Annotated in this window: 15 protein-coding genes; 14 read left to right on the top strand and 1 reads right to left on the bottom strand. The window is 51.2% G+C overall.

The window, feature by feature from the left end; all coding sequences use genetic code 11:
* Nucleotides 1-13: 13 nt before the first annotated feature.
* Nucleotides 14-880, bottom strand: a complete 867-nt coding sequence (gene yghU, locus AL515_RS20600) for a glutathione-dependent disulfide-bond oxidoreductase (RefSeq protein WP_061068589.1) — start codon at nt 878-880, stop codon at nt 14-16.
* Nucleotides 881-1,097: 217 nt separating this feature from the next.
* On the opposite strand from yghU, the gene AL515_RS20595 reads away from it, so the two are divergent.
* The 14 genes from AL515_RS20595 to AL515_RS20525 all read left to right on the top strand — a co-directional run bounded on the left by AL515_RS20595 (nt 1,098) and on the right by AL515_RS20525 (nt 22,638).
* Nucleotides 1,098-3,386, top strand: coding sequence for an FdhF/YdeP family oxidoreductase (locus tag AL515_RS20595; RefSeq protein ID WP_061068588.1), 2,289 nt, complete (start codon nt 1,098-1,100; stop codon nt 3,384-3,386).
* Between the two features lie 153 nt (nt 3,387-3,539).
* Nucleotides 3,540-5,402, top strand: a complete 1,863-nt coding sequence (gene gss / locus AL515_RS20590) for a bifunctional glutathionylspermidine amidase/synthase (RefSeq protein WP_061068587.1) — start codon at nt 3,540-3,542, stop codon at nt 5,400-5,402.
* 468 nt (nt 5,403-5,870) lie between these two features.
* Nucleotides 5,871-6,368, top strand: a complete 498-nt coding sequence (gene tssB / locus AL515_RS20585; protein WP_048213212.1) for a type VI secretion system contractile sheath small subunit — start codon at nt 5,871-5,873, stop codon at nt 6,366-6,368.
* Nucleotides 6,369-6,433: 65 nt separating this feature from the next.
* A complete protein-coding gene (tssC, locus tag AL515_RS20580; RefSeq protein WP_061068586.1) occupies nt 6,434-7,963 on the top strand; it encodes a type VI secretion system contractile sheath large subunit in 1,530 nt (509 codons plus the stop codon).
* Nucleotides 7,964-7,986: 23 nt separating this feature from the next.
* Entirely contained in the window at nt 7,987-9,324 is a 1,338-nt protein-coding gene (gene tssK / locus AL515_RS20575) for a type VI secretion system baseplate subunit TssK (RefSeq protein WP_061068585.1), read from the top strand.
* A gap of 5 nt (nt 9,325-9,329) precedes the next feature.
* The gene (gene tssL / locus AL515_RS20570; protein ID WP_048213209.1) at nt 9,330-9,971 is read left to right on the top strand and encodes a type VI secretion system protein TssL, short form; all 642 of its coding nucleotides are present in this window, start codon (nt 9,330-9,332) and stop codon (nt 9,969-9,971) included.
* 3 nt (nt 9,972-9,974) lie between these two features.
* Complete coding sequence (locus AL515_RS20565) at nt 9,975-11,639, top strand: OmpA family protein (protein WP_061068584.1); 1,665 nt, start codon at nt 9,975-9,977, stop codon at nt 11,637-11,639.
* 16 nt (nt 11,640-11,655) lie between these two features.
* Nucleotides 11,656-12,147 carry a type VI secretion system tube protein TssD gene (tssD, locus tag AL515_RS20560; RefSeq protein ID WP_003024437.1) on the top strand — a complete coding sequence of 164 codons (492 nt, stop codon included), beginning with the start codon at nt 11,656-11,658 and terminating at the stop codon, nt 12,145-12,147.
* A 162-nt stretch (nt 12,148-12,309) separates the two neighbouring features.
* On the top strand, nt 12,310-14,934 hold the full coding sequence (tssH, locus tag AL515_RS20555) for a type VI secretion system ATPase TssH (protein ID WP_061068583.1): 2,625 nt from the start codon (nt 12,310-12,312) through the stop codon (nt 14,932-14,934).
* 76 nt (nt 14,935-15,010) lie between these two features.
* Nucleotides 15,011-15,658, top strand: a complete 648-nt coding sequence (locus AL515_RS20550) for a hypothetical protein (protein WP_061068582.1) — start codon at nt 15,011-15,013, stop codon at nt 15,656-15,658.
* Between the two features lie 295 nt (nt 15,659-15,953).
* Entirely contained in the window at nt 15,954-18,461 is a 2,508-nt protein-coding gene (locus AL515_RS20540) for a type VI secretion system Vgr family protein (RefSeq protein ID WP_061068581.1), read from the top strand.
* 15 nt (nt 18,462-18,476) lie between these two features.
* Nucleotides 18,477-20,693, top strand: a complete 2,217-nt coding sequence (locus tag AL515_RS20535; protein WP_061068580.1) for a hypothetical protein — start codon at nt 18,477-18,479, stop codon at nt 20,691-20,693.
* Nucleotides 20,690-21,658, top strand: a complete 969-nt coding sequence (locus AL515_RS20530; protein WP_061068579.1) for a formylglycine-generating enzyme family protein — start codon at nt 20,690-20,692, stop codon at nt 21,656-21,658. Before AL515_RS20535 ends, AL515_RS20530 begins: the two co-directional genes overlap by 4 nt.
* An 11-nt stretch (nt 21,659-21,669) precedes the next feature.
* Nucleotides 21,670-22,638, top strand: a complete 969-nt coding sequence (locus tag AL515_RS20525; protein WP_061068578.1) for a formylglycine-generating enzyme family protein — start codon at nt 21,670-21,672, stop codon at nt 22,636-22,638.
* The last annotated feature ends 29 nt before the right edge of the window (nt 22,639-22,667 follow it).

The raw sequence follows: 22,667 nt of genomic DNA, 5'->3' as shown, positions 1-22,667 counted from the left end.
ACCATCAGGCATTTTAGCCCTGGCGCTTATCTTCGGTATGGGTATCGAAGTCGCTGGCATCATGGCGTTCATGAAGCTGCTCATTCAGCGGTCCGTTAGTGCGGTTTACAATCCGACCACGCTTAACCGCCGGACGTGCTGCAATCTCTTTTGCCCAGCGCTGCACGTGCTTGTAGCTTCCTGCATCAAGGAACTCTGCCGCGTCGTACACGTTACCCAGAACCACGTTGCCAAACCACGGCCAGACCGCCATATCGGCAATGGTGTATTCATCTCCGGCGACAAACTGATGCTGTGCTAACTGTTTATCCAACACGTCGAGTAAGCGTTTGGCTTCCATGGTGAAGCGGTTGATCGCGTACTCAATCTTCACTGGCGCATAGTTGTAGAAGTGGCCAAAGCCACCGCCGAGGAATGGGGCTGCGCCTTGTAGCCAGAATAACCAGTTCAGCGTTTCGGTGCGTTTTGGTAAATCCTGCGGCAGAAAATAGCCATACTTTTCCGCCAGATAGAGCAGGATTGCGCCAGATTCGAATACGCGAACCGGTGGGTTTTGCGAGTGATCGCGTAGCGCCGGGATCTTCGAGTTCGGATTCACCTCCACAAAGCCGCTGGAAAACTGATCGCCATCGCCAATACGGATGATCCAGGCATCGTATTCCGCGCCCTTCACGCCCTGCGCCAGCAGCTCCTCCAGCATAATTGTCACTTTCTGCCCGTTTGGCGTACCCAACGAATAGAGCTGCAGCGGATGCTTGCCAACTGGCAGTGTTTTCTCGTGTGTAGCGCCGGAAACAGGGCGATTGATATTGGCGAATGCGCCGCCGTTCGATTTTTCCCACGTCCAGACTTTCGCGGGCTGATAGGTATTGTCTGACATAGTGACCTGCCTTCTGAGTGGTTGTTTGATGCAGTGTAGCAGCCAGGTAGAACTCAATTTAACAGATTGGGACTTTATGCTGTTTTGTGCTGAAAGGGGAAGATAAATCTAACCCGTTCATTGTACCTGGCCCGTACTCCATGAAGAGGAAATCAATGTTGGACGGAAATTGCTACCGTATTCACCATCAAAAATTGGCGGTGAATAAGCAGTAATAATGAAAAAGGGTGTTCCAGGAGTAAGCGGTTATCAGGGCCCGGCGGGTGGGTGGGGCGCGGTAAAAGCCGTCACTGCTTCGTTGTTTTCGCAAAAGGCTGTCGCCCGCGACATTATCGCGATGTTTAAAATGAACCAGGTGAAAGGGTTCGACTGTCCGGGCTGTGCGTGGCCGGACCCAGGCCATCGGGCACCGATGGAGCTGTGCGAAAACGGCGTTAAGGCAGTCACCTGGGAGACAACCTGCAAGAAAGCGTCACCGGAATTTTTCAGCCGTCATCCGGTTTCTACGCTATGGCACTACAGCGATTATGAACTGGAAAATATCGGTCGTTTGACGCATCCAATGAAATACGATGCAGCGTCAGACACCTGGCAGGCGGTGGATTGGGATATCGCCTTCCAGGAAATCGGTGAGCGTCTGCGCAGCTATGATTCAGCACAACAGGTTGAGTTTTACACCTCCGGCAGAACGTCAAATGAGGCAGCGTTCCTGTATCAGCTGTTTGCCCGCGAATATGGCAGCAGCAACTTTCCTGATTGCTCCAACATGTGCCACGGACCGACCAGCGCAGGGCTAACGCCGGCCATTGGCCTTGGAAAAGGAACCGTTGAACTCGATGATTTTGACCACTGCGATCTGGTGATTTGTATCGGGCATAACCCTGGCACTAACCATCCACGTATGCTCACCACGCTGCGCGATGTTGCCAGACGCGGGGCTAAGATTATCTCCATCAATCCGCTGACCGAAAGAGGGCTTGAGCGCTTTAGCTTTCCGCAAAGTCCGAAAGAGATGTTCACCGGCCAGGCGACGGCGCTGAGCCACGACTACTACCAGGTCAAAATGGGCGGTGACGCCTCGCTGCTTAAAGGCATCATGAAGGCGCTGATCGAAATGGATGAAGCGCGGATCTTACTGGATCAGCAGCCAACGCTCGATCATGCGTTTATCGATGAGCATACCGCCGAATATGCCGCGCTGTATGATGACTTACGCCAGCGTAGCTGGGCGGAGCTGGAGCAGGACTCGGGGCTGACGCGCAGCCAGATGGAAGATCTGGCGCACAGCTACAGTAAATCCCGCGCCACGATTGTTTGTTATGGTCTGGGCATCACCCAACATAAAAACGGCACTGAGAACGTCCAGCAACTGGTAAATCTGTTGCTGCTGAAAGGCAACATAGGTAAGCCGGGGGCGGGGATCTGCCCGTTGCGCGGTCATTCTAACGTGCAGGGTGACCGTTCGGTGGGGATCAACGAGGCAGCATCAGAAGATTTCCTGCAACGCCTTGAGACGTATTTTTCTATCCGTGTACCGCGCAAACATGGCCGCTCCAGCGTGGAAAGTATTCGCGCCATCGAGCGGGGCGATGCAAAAGCGCTCATCTGCATGGGCGGCAATCTGGCGGTGGCGATGCCACAGCCGCAGCGTACTTTTGCGGCGATGAAAAAGCTGGATCTGCAGGTTCACGTTGCGACCAAACTGAACAGATCGCACCTGCTGCTGGCAAAACATAACTATCTGCTCCCCGCATTGGGCAGAACCGAGCGCGATCTGCAGGCGACGGGCATTCAGTCGGTGACCGTCGAAGACTCAATGTCGATGGTCCACGCGTCCTGTGGCGCGCTGAAGCCGGCTTCCCGCTGGCTAAAATCCGAGCCCGCGATTGTGGCGGGCATAGCACGCGCCACGCTGCCGCTTTCGCCGGTAAACTGGGAAGCGTTGACCGGGGACTACGCACTGGTCCGTAACGCCATTGAAGCCGTGATCCCGGCGTTCCACGATTACAACGCCCGTATTGCCGAGCCGGGCGGGTTTCGTATGGATACCCCTGCATCGCGCCGTGAATGGCGAACGGTAAATGGCAAAGCCAACTTTATCGTCAGCCATCAGCGGGCGGTAGAGCGGGAAAATCAGCCTGCTGATGCACTGGTTCTGGCGACGCTACGTAGCCACGATCAGTACAACACCACGATTTATGGTATGAACGATCGCTATCGTGGCATTACCGGTCGTCGGGATGTGGTGTTTTTAAGCGCCGAAGAAGCGATGAGCCGCGGTCTGAGCCAGGGTGATGTGGTCAACGTTCAGGCGCTGGACGACAGCGGTCAGCCCTGCGCGGATCACATCATGTACGGCTTAACGGTGGTGATTTACAACATGGCGGCTGGCTCAATTGGCGCGTATTTGCCGGAAGCGAATGTCCTGCTTTCGCTGGATGCGGTAGATACACAAAGTTTGACTCCGGCCTATAAAAGCGTACCGGTCACCCTGACCAAAGCGTAGTTCCTGCTGTGAATTTTTCGCCTCTGAGCGCCAGCCGCTGCGTTGAGGTGTATGATGATGTCGACCTCTGTCCGGTTAGTGTCGCAGAGCAGGCAACCAGAGCGAAAAATTCACGCCAACCTGCTCAGGCTGTATTGTTTTGAGGTAAGGTGCATGAGCAAAGGAACGACCAGTCAGGATGCCCCATTCGGGACATTATTGGGCTACGCCCCAGGTGGCGTAGCAATCTACTCTTCAGATTACAGCTCCCTCGACCCACGGGACTACGACGATGATGCGGCATTTCGCAGCTATATCGACGACGAATACATGGGCCACAAATGGCAGTGCGTAGAGTTCGCACGCCGCTTTCTTTTCCTAAACTATGGCGTGGTCTTCACCGATGTAGGCATGGCTTGGGAGATTTTCTCCTTACGCTTCCTGCGTGAAGTGGTAAATGACAATATCCTGCCGTTACAGGCATTTCCCAATGGTTCGCCCCGCGCACCGGTAGCAGGCGCGTTGCTTATCTGGCAAAAAGGCGGCGAATTTAAAGATACCGGGCATGTGGCGGTCGTCACCCAGTTGCTGGAAAACAAAATTCGTATTGCCGAACAGAACGTGCTCCATACGCCGCTGCCTCCCGGACAGCAGTGGACCCGCGAACTGGAGATGGTGGTTGAAAACGGTTGCTACACCCTGCGGGATACCTTTGACGACACCACCATCCTTGGCTGGATGATCCAGACCGAGGATACCCGTTACAGCCTGCCGCAGCCGGAGATCGCCAATGACTCGCTGAAAATTGGCAGCGCGCGACTGGAAGATAACGGGCAGTTTGACGGTAAATGGCTGGATGAACAGGATCCGCTGCAAAAAGCCTACGTGCTGGCGAATGGGCATGTGATTAATCAGGATCCGCATCAGTACTTTACCATTACCGAGAGTGCAGAGCAGGAGCTGATCAAAGCCACCAACGAGCTGCACCTGATGTATCTGCACGCGACTGATAAGGTGCTGAAAGACGATAACCTGCTGGCGCTGTTTGATATCCCGAAAATCCTCTGGCCGCGCCTGCGCCTTTCCTGGCAGCGTCGTCGGCATCATATGATTACGGGTCGTATGGATTTCTGTATGGATGAACGCGGACTGAAGGTGTACGAGTACAACGCCGATTCCGCATCGTGCCATACCGAAGCCGGGTTGATCCTCGAAAGATGGGCCGAGCGGGGCTACACAGGGCAGGGACACAACCCGGCTGAAGGGTTGATCAACGAACTGGCGGGGGCCTGGAAGCACAGCCGCGCACGTCCGTTTGTCCACATCATGCAGGATAAGGATATCGAAGAAAACTACCACGCGCAGTTTATGCAGCAGGCGTTGCGTCAGGCCGGGTTTGACAGCAAAATTCTGCGTGGCCTCGATGAGCTACGCTGGGATGACGCCGGTCAACTGATTGACGGTGACGGTCGCCTGGTAAACTGCGTCTGGAAAACCTGGGCGTGGGAAACCGCGATTGAGCAAGTGCGAGAGGTCAGCGAAACGGAGTACGCCGCGGTGCCAATTCGTACCGGGCATACCAATCAGGAAGTGCGTTTAATCGACGTGTTGCTGCGCCCGGAAGTGCTGGTGTTCGAACCTCTGTGGACGGTGATCCCTGGCAACAAAGCGATTTTGCCGATCCTCTGGCAGCTTTTCCCGCACCACCGCTATCTGCTTGATACCGATTTCACTGTTAATGAAGAGCTGGCGCAAACCGGTTATGCGGTGAAACCTATTGCAGGACGTTGTGGCAGCAACATCGATCTGGTGAGTCATCAGGAAGAGCTACTGGATAAAACCAGCGGTAAGTTTGCTGAGCAGAAGAACATTTATCAGCAGCTTTGGTGTCTGCCGAAGGTTGCCGGTAAATATATTCAGGTTTGTACGTTCACCGTAGGTGGTAACTACGGCGGGACCTGCCTGCGCGGTGACGAGTCGCTGGTGATTAAAAAAGAGAGTGATATCGAGCCGTTGATTGTGGTGCAGGAAGCGTAATCTTTCTGCGTGCTCAGGAATGAGGTGCGAAAAGCCGAAGTATATCTTCGGCTTTTTTTATTTATAGTTTAATTGATTTCGATTATGTTTTAATAAATGATGTGGTCTATATATATAATTATAGATATTCCCCTTATTAATACTTGCATAATAAAAATACATTTATTCAGTGAATGTATTTAACATTATTTAATTCCTGTTGTTTGTATTAGATAAAGAGCTTCTTGATCTCTCTTTTAAATAAATAATACTGATGTATTATTTGGTTGAACAGTGATATTGATCATGTTTTCTATTAGAGAATATATCGGATTACATCGCCACACTAATTATAATCATTAATTGTCATTAACAGTCATTGTTGACTGCCCACAGAAATGACGTTGTATGAAACTCGTTGAGCGATTGGAAAATGCTCCGTCAGGAAATGCAAAATATCGGCAGGAATCGCCGATCTGAGAGGGATGTATGGGTGACAGTTTTCAGAATGAAGTGCCGACGGCACGCGTTAATATCAAGTTAGATTTACATACCGGAGGCGTTCAGAAAAAGGTTGAATTGCCGTTAAAACTTTTGACCGTGGGTGATTTCAGTAATGGTAGAGAACAACGACCTCTATCGGAACGCGAAAAGGTTGATATTAATAAGAATAATTTCAACGATGTGTTAGCTAAGTTCTCACCAGTCGTTAATCTGAGTGTTAAAAATACGTTAGCTGGTGATGGTAGAAAAGACGATATTAATCTTACCTTTAAAAATATCCACGATTTTGAGCCCGAGCAGGTAGCCAGGAATATCCCACAATTACGCGTTCTGTTGGCTATGCGTAACTTACTTCGTGACCTGAAATCTAACTTACTCGATAACGCTGCTTTTCGTCGCGAGCTGGAAACCATCCTTAAGGATCCAGCCCTGAGTCAGGAACTGCGTGATGAACTGGCAACCATGATGCCAGAAGAGATTTAACGCTATACAGGGTTTCCTCCGCTTAATTGGCAGGAATAGTAAAGGATCATAAAAGGAATATGTTGATGTCTGTTCAGGAACATACCTCTTCAGTCGCGGCCACTACGACCAGTGAACGCAGCGTTTATCAATCCCTCTTTGACAAAATTAATCTTTCCCCGGTTTCGGCATTAAAAAATGTTGATGCGTGGCAGAGTGATGAAGCGCTTTCTGATGCCGCTCCGGCTGAACGCGTGACCGCCGCTATTCAGGTTCTGGTCTCATGTCTGGCGGATGCCGCACAGCCAGTAGAGCGCCTGGATAAAACGCTGCTTGATGAACAAATTGCTCGCCTTGATAAGCAGATTAGCGATCAGGTAAATGAAGTCATGCATCATGCTGAGTTTCAGAAGCAAGAATCGCTCTGGCGCGGTTTACATTCGATGATCACCGGCATCGATTTTCGTCGAAATGTCCGGGTAGAAATGATGGATATCAGCAAGGATGCGTTACGTGATGATTTTGACGACGCGCCGGAACTTATCCAGAGCGGGTTATACCGCCATGTTTATATTGAAGAATATGATCAGCCAGGCGGCGAACCCATTGCGGCAATGATTTCAGCATACGAATTTGATAACAGCCCGCAGGATATTGCACTGCTGCGCAATATTTCTGGCGTCTCGGCAGCCTGTCATATGCCGTTTATTGGTGCCGTGGGGCCGAAATTCTTCCTGAAAGAAAATATGGAAGACGTCGCGGCCATAAAAGATATCAATGATTATTTCGAACGTGCTGAATACATCAAGTGGAAAGCATTTCGTGATAGCGATGATTCACGCTACATCGGGCTGACTATGCCGCGTGTGCTGGGTCGCCTGCCGTACGGCCCTGATACGGTGCCGGTACGCAGTTTTAACTATGTTGAAGAAGTTAAGGGGCCGGATCACGAAAAATATCTGTGGACCAGCGCCTCTTTCTCTTTCGCTGTCAACATGGTGAAAAGTTTTATCAAGAATGGCTGGTGCGTCCAGATCCGTGGGCCGCAGGCGGGCGGCGCAGTTAAAGATTTGCCTATCCATTTGTACGATCTGGGTACGGGTAATCAGGTGAAGATTCCATCTGAGGTGATGATTCCGGAAACCCGCGAGTTTGAATTCGCTAACCTCGGCTTTATTCCGCTTTCATATTATAAGAATCGTGATTACGCCTGCTTCTTCTCTGCTAACTCGGCTCAAAAACCTGCACAGTTTGATACTCCGGAAGCGACGGCTAACAGCCGGATTAACTCACGTCTGCCGTATATCTTCCTGCTTTCTCGCATCGCTCACTACCTGAAAATCTTGCAGCGGGAAAATATTGGCACGACCAAAGATCGCCGTTTGCTTGAGCTTGAACTTAACAACTGGCTGCGCAGTCTGGTAACCGAAATGACCGATCCTGGCGACGACTTGCAGGCATCACACCCGCTGCGTGATGGGCGTGTCGTGGTGGAGGATATTGAGGATAACCCCGGTTTCTTCCGTGTACGCCTGTATGCCATTCCGCATTTCCAGGTTGAAGGTATGGATGTCAGTCTGTCGTTAGTTTCACAAATGCCGAAGTCGAAATCTTAACGACGCAGCGCACAGGAGGTGCGATGAAGATCTATCGTCCGTTATGGAGCGAGGGGGCCTTTCTGGCTCCCCAACAGTTTCAGCAACAGACACGTTGGGATGCTTATGTCGCTGACGTTGTTGCTCACATGTCACTTTCATCACCGTGGGGCGTCATCAGTGCGGAGTTTGATGAAAGTGCGCTAACGGTTTCCCGTTTGAATCCCGTTAATCTGGTGGTGCGCTTTCCTGACGGTACGTTAGTGGATACAGGTATTTCAGATAACCTGCCTCCGGCGTGTGATTTATCGCATCTTACTGGTTACAGCAGCGTTGATATCGTGCTGGCGTTGCCGCTGCTTTCAGCTAATGGCGGCAATCTTTCATCAGGCAACGGCGTTAGCCGTCCGTGTCGCTGGCAGCAGGAATGGCTACCAGTGCAGGATCTCGCAGGCCAGGAACGGACTGATATGGCGGTACTGCGGCATGCTATTACCCTCCGGTATGCCCATGACGATAACAGCGCTTATCTGACCTGTCCGGTAGCTTGCCTTATTCGTAATGCTCAGGGGCAATGGGAGCTGGGACGCGATTTTTTACCACCCTCGCTTTCACTCTCAGCGAGCCCCTCATTAATCAATTCGCTCGGTGATTTAGTACACCGTATCCAGGCGCGTTGCCGTCGCCTGATGGCCTTGCGCCGTGAAAGTAACGAACGAATGGCGGATTTTGCGGTAGCAGACGTTTCATTGTTTTGGCTGCTAAATGCACTTAATAGCTCGGAGCCTGTTCTGAAAGAAATGCTGCAAAATCCGGGCCGTCACCCCGAGCTTTTGTGGCGTGAGTTGGCGCGGTTAGCCGGCAGCCTGCTGACCTTTTCATTAGACAATGATGTCAGTGTTGTACCTCCATACCAGCACGCAAATCCGCAGCAGGTATTCCCGCCACTGTTTGCACTGCTGGTGGAACTACTGGAAGCCAGCCTGCCATCTCGCGTTGTCGCGATTGAACTGACGCAGGAGCGACAGTTCTGGTATGGCGCTCTGTCGGATGCCCGACTGCGTGAAGGCGCTGATTTTTATCTGTCCGTTCGTTCGGCTCTTCCAGCGCATGTCCTCCTGACGCAGTTTCCACAGCTGTGTAAAGCAGGGAGTCGGGCTGATGTGTCGGATGTCGTCAATGTGGCACTTAGCGGCATTCCATTAAAACCGCTGACGCATGTACCCGCAGCCATCCCACTACGACTGGAAAATCAATATTTTGCTCTTGAGATTAATCATCCAACCGCCCAGTCCATGCTGGACGCCGGTAATTGCGCTTTCTATGTGCCGGGAACGTTGGGAGAGATTCAACTTGAGCTATTTGCAGTATTAAGGGATTGAAATAAATGAATAAGGATATTGATCAGGTGTTCTGGCCAACCTGGCTTGCTGTAAGCCAATTACGCGATGGGTCGGAAGTCGACGATGGGGCTGCTTTCTATCGCCGGGCCTGCCAATGGATTGATTCTGCACGTGAGGCCTTACGTGACATGGGATACAGCGAACACAGCGTTGAGCACATGCTCTATACGCAATGTGCATTACTGGATGAAAGCGTGTTGAACCGCAACCGCCAGGATAGCGGTTATATCACCTGGCTTGCGACACCTTTACAGGCTCGCTATTTCAACACCACCAATGCCGGGGAAGAACTTTGGGAGCGCATTCGTACCGTACTGCGCGAGCCCGTTCCTGATACCGCCGTATTAACCTGCTTTTATCGCGCAATCACGCTCGGTTTTGTTGGGCGTTATCGTGAGCAAGGAGACGAGCGTCGTGAAGATGTTCTTGAAGCGCTGACGACTCAGGCAATGCCTTTTAAGTTAAAGCACGATGCGCCAGTCATCATGCGGGCTTCCGGATTCTCTGGCGGTAAGCGCCGCTGGTGGCTGGCATGGCTTGTCGGCGCACTGGCGTTAGGTGCTTTATGGCTCACATTTTCTCATGTCTTACAAGGGCAGATTGCTCAGCTTATTGGGCAGGGTTAAGACATGGCTCAGTTGCGAGGGATCGTGAACTATGCGCTGGCAACCGTGCTGGCTTTATTGCTGGTCTGGGGATTCAGTCCGTTAAGTATGGGTGTTCGCAGTGGTCTTACCGTCTTTATTTTACTGTTTTCCATTCCAGGGATCGTTTATGGCTGGCGTCAATATGGTCGGTTGACGTCTGCTCATTCTGCTCATGACGTTCCGCTCCCTCCAGAGAGTTTCAGTGGACCTGTTGTGCTGGTATGTGGCGATACTGCTCCCTTGTTTGCCGGACGTGGCGATTCCTGCGAGAGTTCACAGGGCTGGTATTTATCTGTTCAATCCCCAGAACATTACAGTGCTCTGGTTCGTCAGATAGCTGTGCAGCGTCCGGGGCTTCTTATGCGCGTTTCCGTGATGCTGGCATTGATCCCGGAACGGCATAATGATGAAGACGCGCTTAAGCACATGCTGCTCAGTTGGCGGCGGGTGGTGACCCAGAGTCGGCGTTGGTTATCAGGTATACCGCCGTTTTGGCTGTGTTGTTGGCTGAATTCTCCTCAGTGCAATGAGACTGTGCGTTGGTTTATTCGCACCCCTCAGGATACTGAAGTGCAGTCGGCTACAGGATTAGATGATTTTGTTCCTTTCTCATCGCAAGAGCACTCGGCTCGCCATTCTCATCTTACACATGCAGTGTGGTTAGATACTTTACTGGGTTGGCTGAAGAAGGTACAAGGCGACGCCGAGCGCCATGCTCCGCCACTTTTCTCTGCTTTACGGGTTGTGTGTTTCACCTCATTAGCGGCCTGTGAAAATAACCTGTGGCAGCGGCATATCACCGATCAAACAACGATTTCTCCTGCGGCTTCTGCAGCGTCCGAACTGCTGCCTTTTCCTGATTTAGCATTGCCTTTTTTATCCCGCCGCCGGGCGCTGACAGCATTTCAACGAACTGTGGGTATAAGTGGTCTGCTATGCGGCATTTTTGTTGGACTGGCGATGGCATGCAGCTTTATCAATAACCAGCATCTCATCAGGATCACAAACGATCATCTGACACTATACCGCCATCTTAGCGGCAATCCTGTCGAGCCAAAGATTCAGGCTCAGGATCAACTTCGTCGGGATGCGCAGCGGCTTGATCGCTGGTATCAGCGCGGCGAACCCCTTTCTCTTTCAATGGGATTGTACCAGGGGATGAGATTGATCCCACCTTTGCAGGCCGCAATCAGCGACTGGTTGCCACCTGAAAAACCAAAAGCGACCTCCCCGCAAACCGTGCGTCTTGACAGCATGTCGCTGTTTGATACGGGCAAATGGGCGCTAAAAGCGGGTTCAACAAGAGTGCTCATTCGAGCTTTGGTCAATATCAAAGCCAGACCCGGTTGGCTGATAGTCATCGCCGGGCATACCGATGATGTGGGTGACGATAAATCTAATCAGCAGCTCTCTCTCAAACGTGCGGAATCTGTTCGCGACTGGATGCGTGATACCGGTGACGTCGCAGAGAGTTGCTTTGCCGTTCAGGGTTACGGTGAATCACATCCCTACAAAACCAACGATACGCTGGAGGGTCGGGCTGCTAACCGCCGTGTAGAGATCAGTCTGGTTCCGCAGGTTGATGCCTGTCGGGTGCCGGGCATGAGGGAACCGTCACCGCAAGATGGTGACGCATTAGCGAAGTAAAAATGGAGAAAGAGTTATGGCAATTCCAGTCTACCTTTGGCTGAAAGATGACGGCGGTGCGGATATTAAAGGCTCTGTTGACGTGAAAGACCGTGTGGGCAGTATCGAAGTAGTGGCTCAGGAACATAACCTGTACATCCCTACCGATAACAACACCGGTAAGTTGACCGGGACGCGCATCCATACCCCATTCCTTTTCACTAAGGAAATCGATGCCTCCAGCCCGTATCTGTACAAGGCTGTAACGACCGGTCAGACTCTGCGCCAGGCAGAGTTCAAATGGTATCGCATTAATGATGCGGGTCAGGAAGTGGAATACTTCAACACCACTCTGCACAACGTGAAAGTGGTGAAAGTAAATCCTGTGATGTACGACATCAAGGATCCGGCTAAAGAGAAGCACAACCACCTGGAACAGATAGAACTGCGCTACGAGAAAATCGTCTGGACGTATAAGGATGGCAACATTATCCATTCTGACGCCTGGAACGAGCGTACCACCGCGTAATGCACTAACGGATGAGGATTTCCTCATCCGTTTTTTTATGCCCTCTGCTGAGCGTCCGGAGTGGGGGTTAAGCAGAGAGTATCAACGTCACTTATTACCTTATGGGCATTGGATTACGGCCACGGGCGGTAGCGTGCCTGAATGCAGGGAGTCAGGAACCAAATGGAACACCAGTCAGCAGTGTTATTACGTCGTCTCAATCCCTACTGTGCTCAGGCGCTTGAAGCGGCTGCATCGTTATGCCAGACGCGCGCGCATGCAGAAATCACGCCTGAACACTGGCTACTGAAGTTGCTTGAGCAGGGGGAGGGCGATATTACCGTCATCGCTCGTCGCTATGAATGGGATATCGACAATCTCTGGCAGTCGCTGCTGGCGCATCTGGATGTTCAGCCTCGTTCCGTGAAAAGCCGCCCACAGTTGTCTGATGCGCTTCTTTCTTTAATGCAACAAGCGTGGCTATGCGCCGCAACGGATGAAAATTCGCAGATACGGGGTGTGCATCTGCTGATGGCACTGGTAGGCAAGCCTTCATTACTGAAGTGTGATGGCCTGTGGCCTCTTCTGAGCGCCGGACATACTCAACTGGAACGACTCCTGCCGCTATTAAATGTCCAGTCGGATGAACGTCCCGAAAGACAGCAGGAAGCCGCTCTGGCGCAGGTTTCTCCTGATGATGAATCGCGTCCTGGTCTGGCTCAGTCGACGTTGTCGTCAGCATTACAAGGCGTGCTCGATAAATTTACGCAGGACGTCACCGCGAAAGCGCGTGCCGGCGATATCGACCCGGTATTTGGTCGCGATAATGAAATTCGTCAAATGGTGGATGTGCTGTCCCGTCGGCGAAAAAACAATCCCATTCTGGTCGGGGAACCCGGCGTCGGCAAGACCGCTCTGGTGGAGGGGCTGGCGCTGCGTATTGCGGAAGGTAACGTGCCGGATAGCCTGAAAGCGGTGACGTTACGCACGCTGGATCTTGGGCTGCTTCAAGCGGGGGCTGGGGTGAAAGGAGAGTTTGAACAGCGTTTAAAAAATATCATTGATGCCGTTCAGCAATGGCCAACCCCCGTTCTGCTCTTTATTGATGAAGCACATACCATCATTGGGGCTGGTAATCAGACGGGAGGCGCTGACGCAGCCAACCTGCTAAAACCCGCTTTGGCCAGAGGTGAACTACGAACCATCGCGGCGACCACATGGAGCGAATATAAACAGTATTTTGAGCGTGATGCTGCGCTGGAGCGGCGTTTTCAGATGGTGAAAGTGGATGAGCCAGATGATGACACTGCTTGTTTGATGCTGCGCGGTCTGAAATCACGCTATGCGGAACACCATGGCGTTCACATCACTGACGACGCGGTTAAAACCGCTGTTACGCTCTCTCGCCGCTACCTTACCGGGCGGCAGTTGCCGGACAAAGCCGTCGACCTGCTGGACACCGCAGGTGCAAGAGTATGTATCAGCCTTGATACCGTTCCGGAACCACTGACGCGTTTGAGGTCGGAGATCACCGCGCTTGAAATCGAAAAGCAGGCGTTGCTTGCAGATCTCGCGCTAGGAAATGGTCAGCATGGTGAAAGGCTGGCGAGCATTGAACAGCAAGAAAATCGTCTGCTTGTCGAGCTGGATGAACGCGAAACCCAGTATGGCCAGGAATTAGCGCTCACTGAGCAACTGCTGGCCAGCCGCCGTGATATTTCCCGTCAGGCGGAGACGGTTGAATTGCAGCAGCAGCTTAGTGTGCTTCAGCAGGGTCATCCTTTACTGTTTCCGGATGTAGACACGCGCACTGTCGCAACGGTGATTGCCGACTGGACCGGTATACCGTTGTCTTCACTAATGAAGGACTCCCAGGCAGACTTGCTGACGCTTGAAACTCAGATGGGAAAACGCGTTGTCGGGCAGGATTATGCGCTTAATGCCATCGCGCAACGACTGCGCGCATCAAAAACGGGTCTTGCGCCGGAAAACGGCCCGCAGGGGGTATTTCTACTCACCGGACCAAGCGGTACCGGGAAAACGGAGACGGCGCTGGCGCTGGCCGAGATTCTGTTTGGCGGTGAAAAATCGCTGATCACGATTAATCTGTCTGAATATCAGGAGCCGCACACCGTGAGCCAGCTCAAGGGCTCGCCTCCGGGATACGTGGGTTATGGTCAGGGAGGGATCCTGACCGAAGCCGTGCGAAAACGTCCCTATAGCGTGGTACTGCTGGATGAAGTCGAAAAAGCGCATCGCGACGTCATGAACCTGTTTTACCAGGTATTTGACCGTGGCTTCATGCGTGACGGCGAAGGTCGTGAAATTGATTTTCGCAATACCGTTATTTTGATGACCTCCAATCTTGGTGGCGATTCCGTAATGCAGCTGCTGGAAGAACAGCCAGAAGCGACAGAGTCCGATCTGCATGAATTGCTGCGTCCACTTTTACGCGAACATTTCCAGCCGGCGCTGCTGGCACGCTTCCAGACCATCATCTATCACCCGCTCAGTGAACCAGCGCTACGCACAATTGTTCAGATGAAGCTGGAGCAGGTCAGCCAGCGTCTATTACGCCACTACGGCATCACCACGACGATATCCGATAGCCTTTCTGACGCCCTGACAGCCGCTTGCCTGCTACCGGATACGGGGGCGAGGAATATCGACAGTCTGCTGAACCAACAAATCTTGCCAGTGCTCAGTCAGCAGTTGTTAACATATCTTTCCCGGCAGCAAAAACCTCTGCAACTTACTTTAAGTTGGCGTGATGAAGAGGGAATTGAACTGATATTTGATAGCAAGTGAAAAATAAAACCCAGTGAAAAGACTAGCGCTGGGTTTTATTTTGTATCGGGATATGCGTTGCGCTAAAGGACTAAATATGGATGGTGCTAAAGATCTTGCAAAAGATATGCTCGAAGCTATTAATGTTGATGATTCTGGATTTATTGCTGCTTTGGTAAAAGGGCTTATATCATTTCCTGTTAGTATGGGGTATTTGGCCTATGATTTTATGGACACAGAACATCGCAGAGCGAATCAAGATGACAAATACAGGTTTGCCAGACTTATTAATAAGGTGGGATTTAATAAGGAGCTGGTAGGTCAGGTTGTTGGAGTTTTTATTGATGATTTTTCTTCTCGACTGGATGTTGCTTTAATGGCAGAAAAAATAGCTGGAAATAGTGCTGGAAGGATGATTTTCTCAGAGCTAACTGGCGTTAAAATTGGGGCTGTTATTTCTAATCGGCTAGTCACGGCATTTTTTTCAGGTGCTGCTATAGGCTCGCTTCTTACGCTGGGAGCGGAAGTATCCAGAGCAATCTATACATCTCGCTATCTGGCTGCAAGGAGTCCAGGTCATTATCAAAAATTGAAGGATATGGGGGACCTGGATCTGCTTTATTTTCTGATAGAAGATCTTGTTTCACCTTTTGAAAAAGCAATTGAATTTCACAATGCAAATTTAGTTTTTTTTAATGAGGTTTGCCAATGTTTTCTGGACGGCTTGGGAAGTTTAGAGAAATAGCCAGATATTTGATGTATTATTTTTCATATCTGGCTGGTAATATCTTATGTATGTTTGGTATTGCCTTTTCTATTTGGTTCTTCTTTATTTCTGACGATGGATTTAGATATTTATGGGGCGCGGGAGGTTTTTTATTGATTGTTTTTGGGTATTTTATGATGAAATTTGGCTGGCCTCACGTACGTAGTAATTGGGATGATTATCTGTGATTTTTATTTAATGGAAAACTGTTTTATTCAGTTTTTATTATGGTTTATAAACGCGTAATTATAGTTTATTAAACGGAGTTAACGCTATGAATATGGAAATAGCATCAGGGCCCACGCTTAACCGCTACAGTTTATCGGTTTCTTCATGCCCGCATGAACTGGATGTGGAACGTTTTGAGGGGCTGGAGCAGTTAAGCGTCCGTTACCATTATTCAGTCCGTTTTACCTGCAGCGCTTCAGCGCTGACTGCCGGTATGTTCCTGAACCAGCCGGCTTTGCTGACCATGAAAGGCGGGGAATTACTGCATGCCCTGCCCGTGAAATTCGTCCACGGCGTGGTGACCCATTTCCGGCGTCTGACGGGGTCTCGCGACCAGGTCAGCCATGAAATCATCATTGAGCCTTATCTCTCCCTGCTGGATAAACAGTTCCGCACGCACCGTTTTTTCATAAACAAATCGGTCCCGGAAGTGGTGGGTGAAATTCTGCAGGAGCACGCCCTGCATGGCTGGGAGTATGACTTCACGCTGACGCAGAGTTATCCGAAGCGTGAACAGATAAATCAGTATCAGGAGAGCGACCTGGCGTTTATTGAGCGTCTGCTGGCGGAAGTGGGGATATTTTACTTCTTCACGCTGCAGCCGGACACCCGGACGGAAGTGGTGCATTTTGCAGACCAGCAGAGCGCCTATGTGTTTGATAAACGGCTGGCGCTGAACAGCCCGTCAGGAATGAGCGACAGCGGGGCGGACTCCGTCTGGGGACTGAACATCCTGCACCAGGTGGCACCGGCGGGAGTGACGACAAAAGACTATAACCACCGCGAAGCGCAGAAGGTGCTGCAGTCGGCGAGGGCGGATATCACCGGCGGCGAAGGCGAGGAAATGCGCTATGGCGAGGTGTATCACTACAAACCGCGCCATCTTGAAACCGGGGATGCATTCGATCCGGCGGCGGAAACCGGGAACTTCTGGGCGCGACTGGACCACGAGCGTTTTCTGGCGGAGCAGACGCTGATAACGGGTTTCAGCACGGATGCGGGGTTACGTCCGGGACAGGTGCTGACGATAACCGACAACAGCGTGCCGTCGACGCTGCCGGGCGTGCTGCAGCAGCCGGTGGTGGTCATCCGGGCCGGTTTCAGCGGCAGCAGGAAGGATGCGCTGAGGGTGACGCTGGCGGCGGTGCCGTACAGTGAGACGCAGTGCTGGCGTCCGGCGCTGAAGGCAAGACCGAAGGTTAGCGGCACGCTGACGGCACGGGTCAGCAGCCCGAAGAGCGGGGATATCTACGCGCATCAGACGGCGGAGGGGCTGTACCGGGTGAAGTTCGATGCAGACCAGGACAGCAAACAGCAGGGTTACGAGAGCATGCTGCTGCGCCTGGCCAAACCCTACGGCGGCGACACCTACGGGATTCACTTCCCGCTGATACAGGGCACAGAAGTGGCGGTGGCGTTCCATGAAGGTGACCCGGACCGGCCCTATATAGCCCACGCGCTGCACGACTCCCGGCATCCTGACCACGTGACACAGGCAAACCACACCCGCAACGTCATTCGCACACCCGCGAACAACAAGCTGCGCATGGAAGACAAACGGGGCGAGGAGCACGTCAAGCTCAGCACCGAGTACGGCGGCAAGACGCAGCTGAACCTGGGGCATAATGTGGATGCACAGCGTGCGCTGCGGGGCGAGGGAGCCGAGCTGCGCACAGATGACTGGGTGGCGGTACGCGGCGGGAAAGGGGTTTTAATTAGTGCCTATAACCAGCCGCAGGCTCAGGGAGAGATGCTGGATATGCGTGCTGCAATAGCTGAGTTGCAAAATGCACTCGAGCTGGTTACAGCTTTAGCGAACAGCGCCAAAGTATCAGGTTCACTTGATGCTGATATTGCTTCGCAGCAAGAACTGACGAAAACGCTGGCGCAACTAAAAGGGGCGGGTTTGTTACTGAATGCACCTGCTGGTATAGGTGCGGCCACACCCAAAAATATTCAGCTAACAGCGGGTCATTCTCTAACCGTAACGACAGGTGAGAACGCAGATCTGACGTTGTTTAAACGTCTGACCGTTGCCGCTGGCGAGGCAATCAGTTTGTTTGCCCAAAAAATGGGGATGAAAATTTTTGCCGCCAGAGGAATGGTCGATATTCAGGCACAAACTGATGCCATGCGATTGCAGTCAGATAAAACGATGAATATTAATAGCGTTAATGGTGGCATTGTTTTAAACGCCCAACAGGGAATTACGCTTACCAGCACTGGCGGAGCGTATATAAAAATCAAAGATGGATCCATCGAGCTTGGCGCACCGGGGAGTCTTAAGCTAAAAAGTCCTGATATCCAGTGGGGCGGAGTAGGTATCCTGGAAAAAGCGCTTAAGCCGATGACTGTTTCTGACCCGCAATATAAATACCCTATGAATGGTTCTTTTCAGATCGTTGATAAAGGGGATGGTAAGCCTAAACCGTACATTAAATATCGTATTGAAACTGAAAGTGGTGAAACTATTCGTGGTGTGACTGATGAGAATGGATATACCCAATCTCATTACGGCCTTGAACCTCAGACTATGAAGTTATTCTTTGAATAAAACCAGGTTGGTATCATGAGCGATACATCCATATTACCCGTAGCAGAGAATCAATTAAGTAAAAAAGAAAATAACACCGTACAGATATCACATGAATCATGTGATATCTATTATTGTACCGGAGAGCAGGAGCTATTGTTTTTAACTACTGATGCGGCAAAAGTACTTGATGAGCATGCCAGTGAAATAATGACGGCAGTTGATGAATTTCATCAGGCTAACGAGGAATACTCTAAAGCTGTTGAGGAATTTGGCGTTTTAAATTCAAAAATAGAGGAAAGTTCCGCTCTTACTGACAAAGGGAGTAATGTCACTCATAAAGAAGCTGATTTGAGTGAGAAAAGAGATGCTTTACAAAAGATTATGGGAAAATTTTCGTCTGAGGGGGCAGGTTATGAGGATGTTGTTGAACTCATCCCCATCTCTCGAAAAAATGGTGGCGCTGGCGCAAAGAAACGCTATTCTTTTGCAAAGAAAGGATATGTTGATAATTTGGGGGCGGGAGTCAGACATAAAGTAAAGTTTAAACAATCTGATGCGGATAATATCCTAAAAAGAGAAAATGGTAATATAACAGGGATTTCAGTTTCTAAATTAAAAAAACAAATTAAAGATCTGGAGTTTGAAAATAAAGGCATAAATCTTTTTGATCCAATCGATAAAAAGCTAATAGATGAGACGTTAACGGACTGGGCAGATAGCTGGAATAACAGTCTGGTTTCGCATAAAGAAATTGGTCAGTTTATCGATTTTTCAGCTGGCGCACAGTTTATGCGCTGCTCGTCTAATTTGGCGGCTTCAGCGGAATGGGATCCGGCAACCGGCGAGTTGGCTATCAAAGGTGAATTCAAGGCCACGCTTTCTCTGGCTTCTGGCATTGTTGAAACGACATTTTATCTTCCGGATCGTATTGGCTGGAGCCTGACATTTCAACCTGAAAATCGAACTGAACCATTAAAAATGGGAATGCTCAGAGTCTATCTGAAAACCTCACTGATTGGCTTTGTGGGGGCCTCTGCCCAGGCTGAAGCGCAGTTGCAGATTACCACCTATGGCGGTAAGCAAATGATTATGGGTAACAGCGCCGGGCGTCTACCGAGATTTAGTGAACGGCATGTGAACGGTGCAACCTTCCATAGGGCCAGAGAGGAAAACGAAGATGGCGCCAAAGTGAGCGCAGAAGCGTTTGGCGGCGCGCGCGCAGAACTCAAGCTCGCAGGTGGAGTACAGTGGCTGCAGCCGCCGGAGCTTACCGTGCGTCAGGGCAAGACCGGAGACGATGCCAAAGAAGCTAACGAGTTCGCCGATTTTTGTACGTTTACTGAAAGCCTGGTAGGAATGGCCGGCGCCGGAATTGGGGGGACTTTTCAGTGTGATTTTGTTAACGGTAAGTTTTGTTTCAAAATTGCCGCCAGCCTCTGTGTCGGGATTGGGGCAAAAGGCAGTTTTGAAGCAGAAGTCGATTTTGACAAATTTTATGAATTTTCAAAATGGCTCATTTATCAGCTTTATGGATTAGACTACGCCTTTTTCGAAATAGTGGCGCAGAAAGCTTTTGAGGCATTTACCCAGGTCAGTGTTTTGTTGCTTTCAGATTTGGAGGAGTCAATTAAAGCTGGATTGTCTTCATTTACGGAAACAACTGAAAAAATAGGGATGAAATTTGAAAGTTATATTGTAAGTCTTGAATCCGTCTTTGATGAGTCTGAAAGAAGAAATAAGCTGGCAACAAATATTATTAAGAGCCCCGATTTACTTCTGATGCGCACCCCTGAGGCCAAAGGAATATTACTCTACCTGCTTACCCGTCACGGCACCGCAGATCATGTTGATTTTGATAATCGCGGTGATTATCTCATCGATATTTATCCAGAGCGCAAGCAGGCGATTATTGTTGTGTTGCAATCCATTCAGACACAGCGGGAGTGGTTCCAGATATTTAGCCGATTTAATGCCAGTGGAAGTGACATGGCAGAGGGTAACTCTGCTTTGAAATATATGGTGGCGCAAAATTCAATGAACGCGGTAAGGCGTTTTCTCCAGGAAGGTTTCGATAAAGTCAGTGAAATGGATCTTATCTATAAAAGATTAAGAACGACGCCTGCCTGGGGATATGCCCTGACGATGAACAATACCACTGCGTATCGCTTAACGACGGCGGATAACCCCTTTTATCCGCGTATGGGAACATTTTCACCGCTGTCTGGCGCAAATTCCGAGGAATGGTCATGAAGATAAAATATCCGTTATTACTCCTGAGTCTGGCAGTCAGCGTGGTGGCTGGCTGCGATCAAAACCCCGCCTCAGTCAAACCCATGCACAGCGCGGAAGACCAGGCCCGGCTGCAGGAATTTGTGGCGCAGATAAAGTCAGAGCAGGTATTTGTGGAAGGCGGTGAATACCTGATGGGGGATTTTGGCGAAGAATATGGCGTGGAAAGGCTGCAATACGACGGGCGTAAAGACAGCAAGCCGTTGCACAGGGTGGAGTTAAGCAGCTATTCGCTGAGTAAGTTCAAAGCCAGCAACCAGCAGTACCAGTTTTATCTGGCCTGGAATGGCCTCTCCGGGAGAAAAGTGGATGAACGACTATTAAAACGATGGAGAGAAAAAGGACGAACCCCGGATGCACCTGCGCATGTGGACTGGAACGAAGCGGAGCAGTACTGCGCCTGGCTGGGAGAGGTGACGGGTCTGCCGTTCTCGCTGCCGACGGAAGCGCAGTGGGAATACGCGGCGCGTAGCCGGGGTAAATATGTGGTGGCGCCCACCGATGACGGCACGATACGTATAGAAAACCGCAAGGGCATCAATATTGCCACTGAGCTGGATACTGAAGAGTATGCCAAAAAGACAGGCTCAACCCTCAAGTGGCTATCCCCCCTTCCACGTGATTTTCGTCCCCCCAATCCGCTGGGGATTTACGACATGGCCGGAAACGGCTGGGAATGGATGAAGGACTGGTATGACCCGGAATACTACAGCCATTCGCCGGTAAAAGACCCGCAGGGCCCGGAGCTGCCGGTATTTAAAGACCCGGACGGGTACTACACGCGGGTGCTGCGCAGCCAGGACTTCTCAGGGCCGGGGCGCGGACTGACGATGGTGCGCTATAAAGCGGACCCTGAAAGCAGACCATATCTGCCAACCGACAAAACCGTGCGCTGCGCCGTTAACCACCCGAGTCCGGTGAAGTGAGGTCTGTGATAATGAAAAACGACAGGTTGTGGCTGTGCGCCATTGCGATAGTCGCAGCAGCTGGCTGCGATCAAAACCCCGCCTCAGTCAAACCCCTGCACAGTGCGGAAGACCAGGCCCGGCTGCAGGAGTTTGTGGCGCAGATAAAGTCAGAGCAGGTATTTGTGGAAGGCGGTGAATATCTGATGGGGGATTTTGGCGAAGAATATGGCGTGGAAAAACTGCAGTACGACGGGCATAAAGACAGCAAGCCTTTGCACAGGGTGGAGTTAAGCAGCTATTCGCTGAGTAAGTTTAAAACCAGCAACCAGCAGTACCAGTTTTATCTGGCCTGGAATGGCCTGAAGGGCCGGGAGGTCAAGGGGCGTTTGAGCGGGAGGGACTGGAATGACAGGAGACGGATCCCGGATACGCCAGCCCGCGTGGACTGGAACGAAGCGGAGCGGTACTGTGCGTGGCTGGGAGGGGTAACGGGCCTGCCGTTCTCGCTGCCGACGGAGGCGCAGTGGGAATACGCGGCGCGTAGCCGGGGTAAATATGTGGTGGCGCCCACCGATGACGGCACGATACGTATAGAAAACCGCAAGGGCATCAATATTGCCACTGAGCTGGATACTGAAGAGTATGCCAAAAAGACAGGCTCAACCCTCAAGTGGCTATCCCCCCTTCCACGTGATTTTCGTCCCCCCAATCCGCTGGGGATTTACGACATGGCCGGAAACGGCTGGGAATGGATGAAGGACTGGTATGACCCGGAATACTACAGCCATTCGCCGGTAAAAGACCCGCAGGGCCCGGAGCAGCCGGTATTTAAAAACCCGGACGGGTACTACACGCGGGTGCTGCGCAGCCAGGACTACTCAGGGCCGGGGCGCGGGCTGACCATGGTGCGCTATAAAGCGGACCCTGAAAGCAGATCATACCGGCCAAGCGACAAAGCCGTGCGCTGTGCAGTGAACCACCCGAGTCCGGTGAAGTGATAATTTATTAATTTATGCATCTGAATAAT

Source organism: Citrobacter sp. FDAARGOS_156 (assembly GCF_001559235.2).
GTDB lineage: Bacteria > Pseudomonadota > Gammaproteobacteria > Enterobacterales > Enterobacteriaceae > Citrobacter > Citrobacter youngae.
Note: the sequence above shows the minus strand (reverse complement) of the source record. Positions and strands in the feature narration are given on the sequence as shown.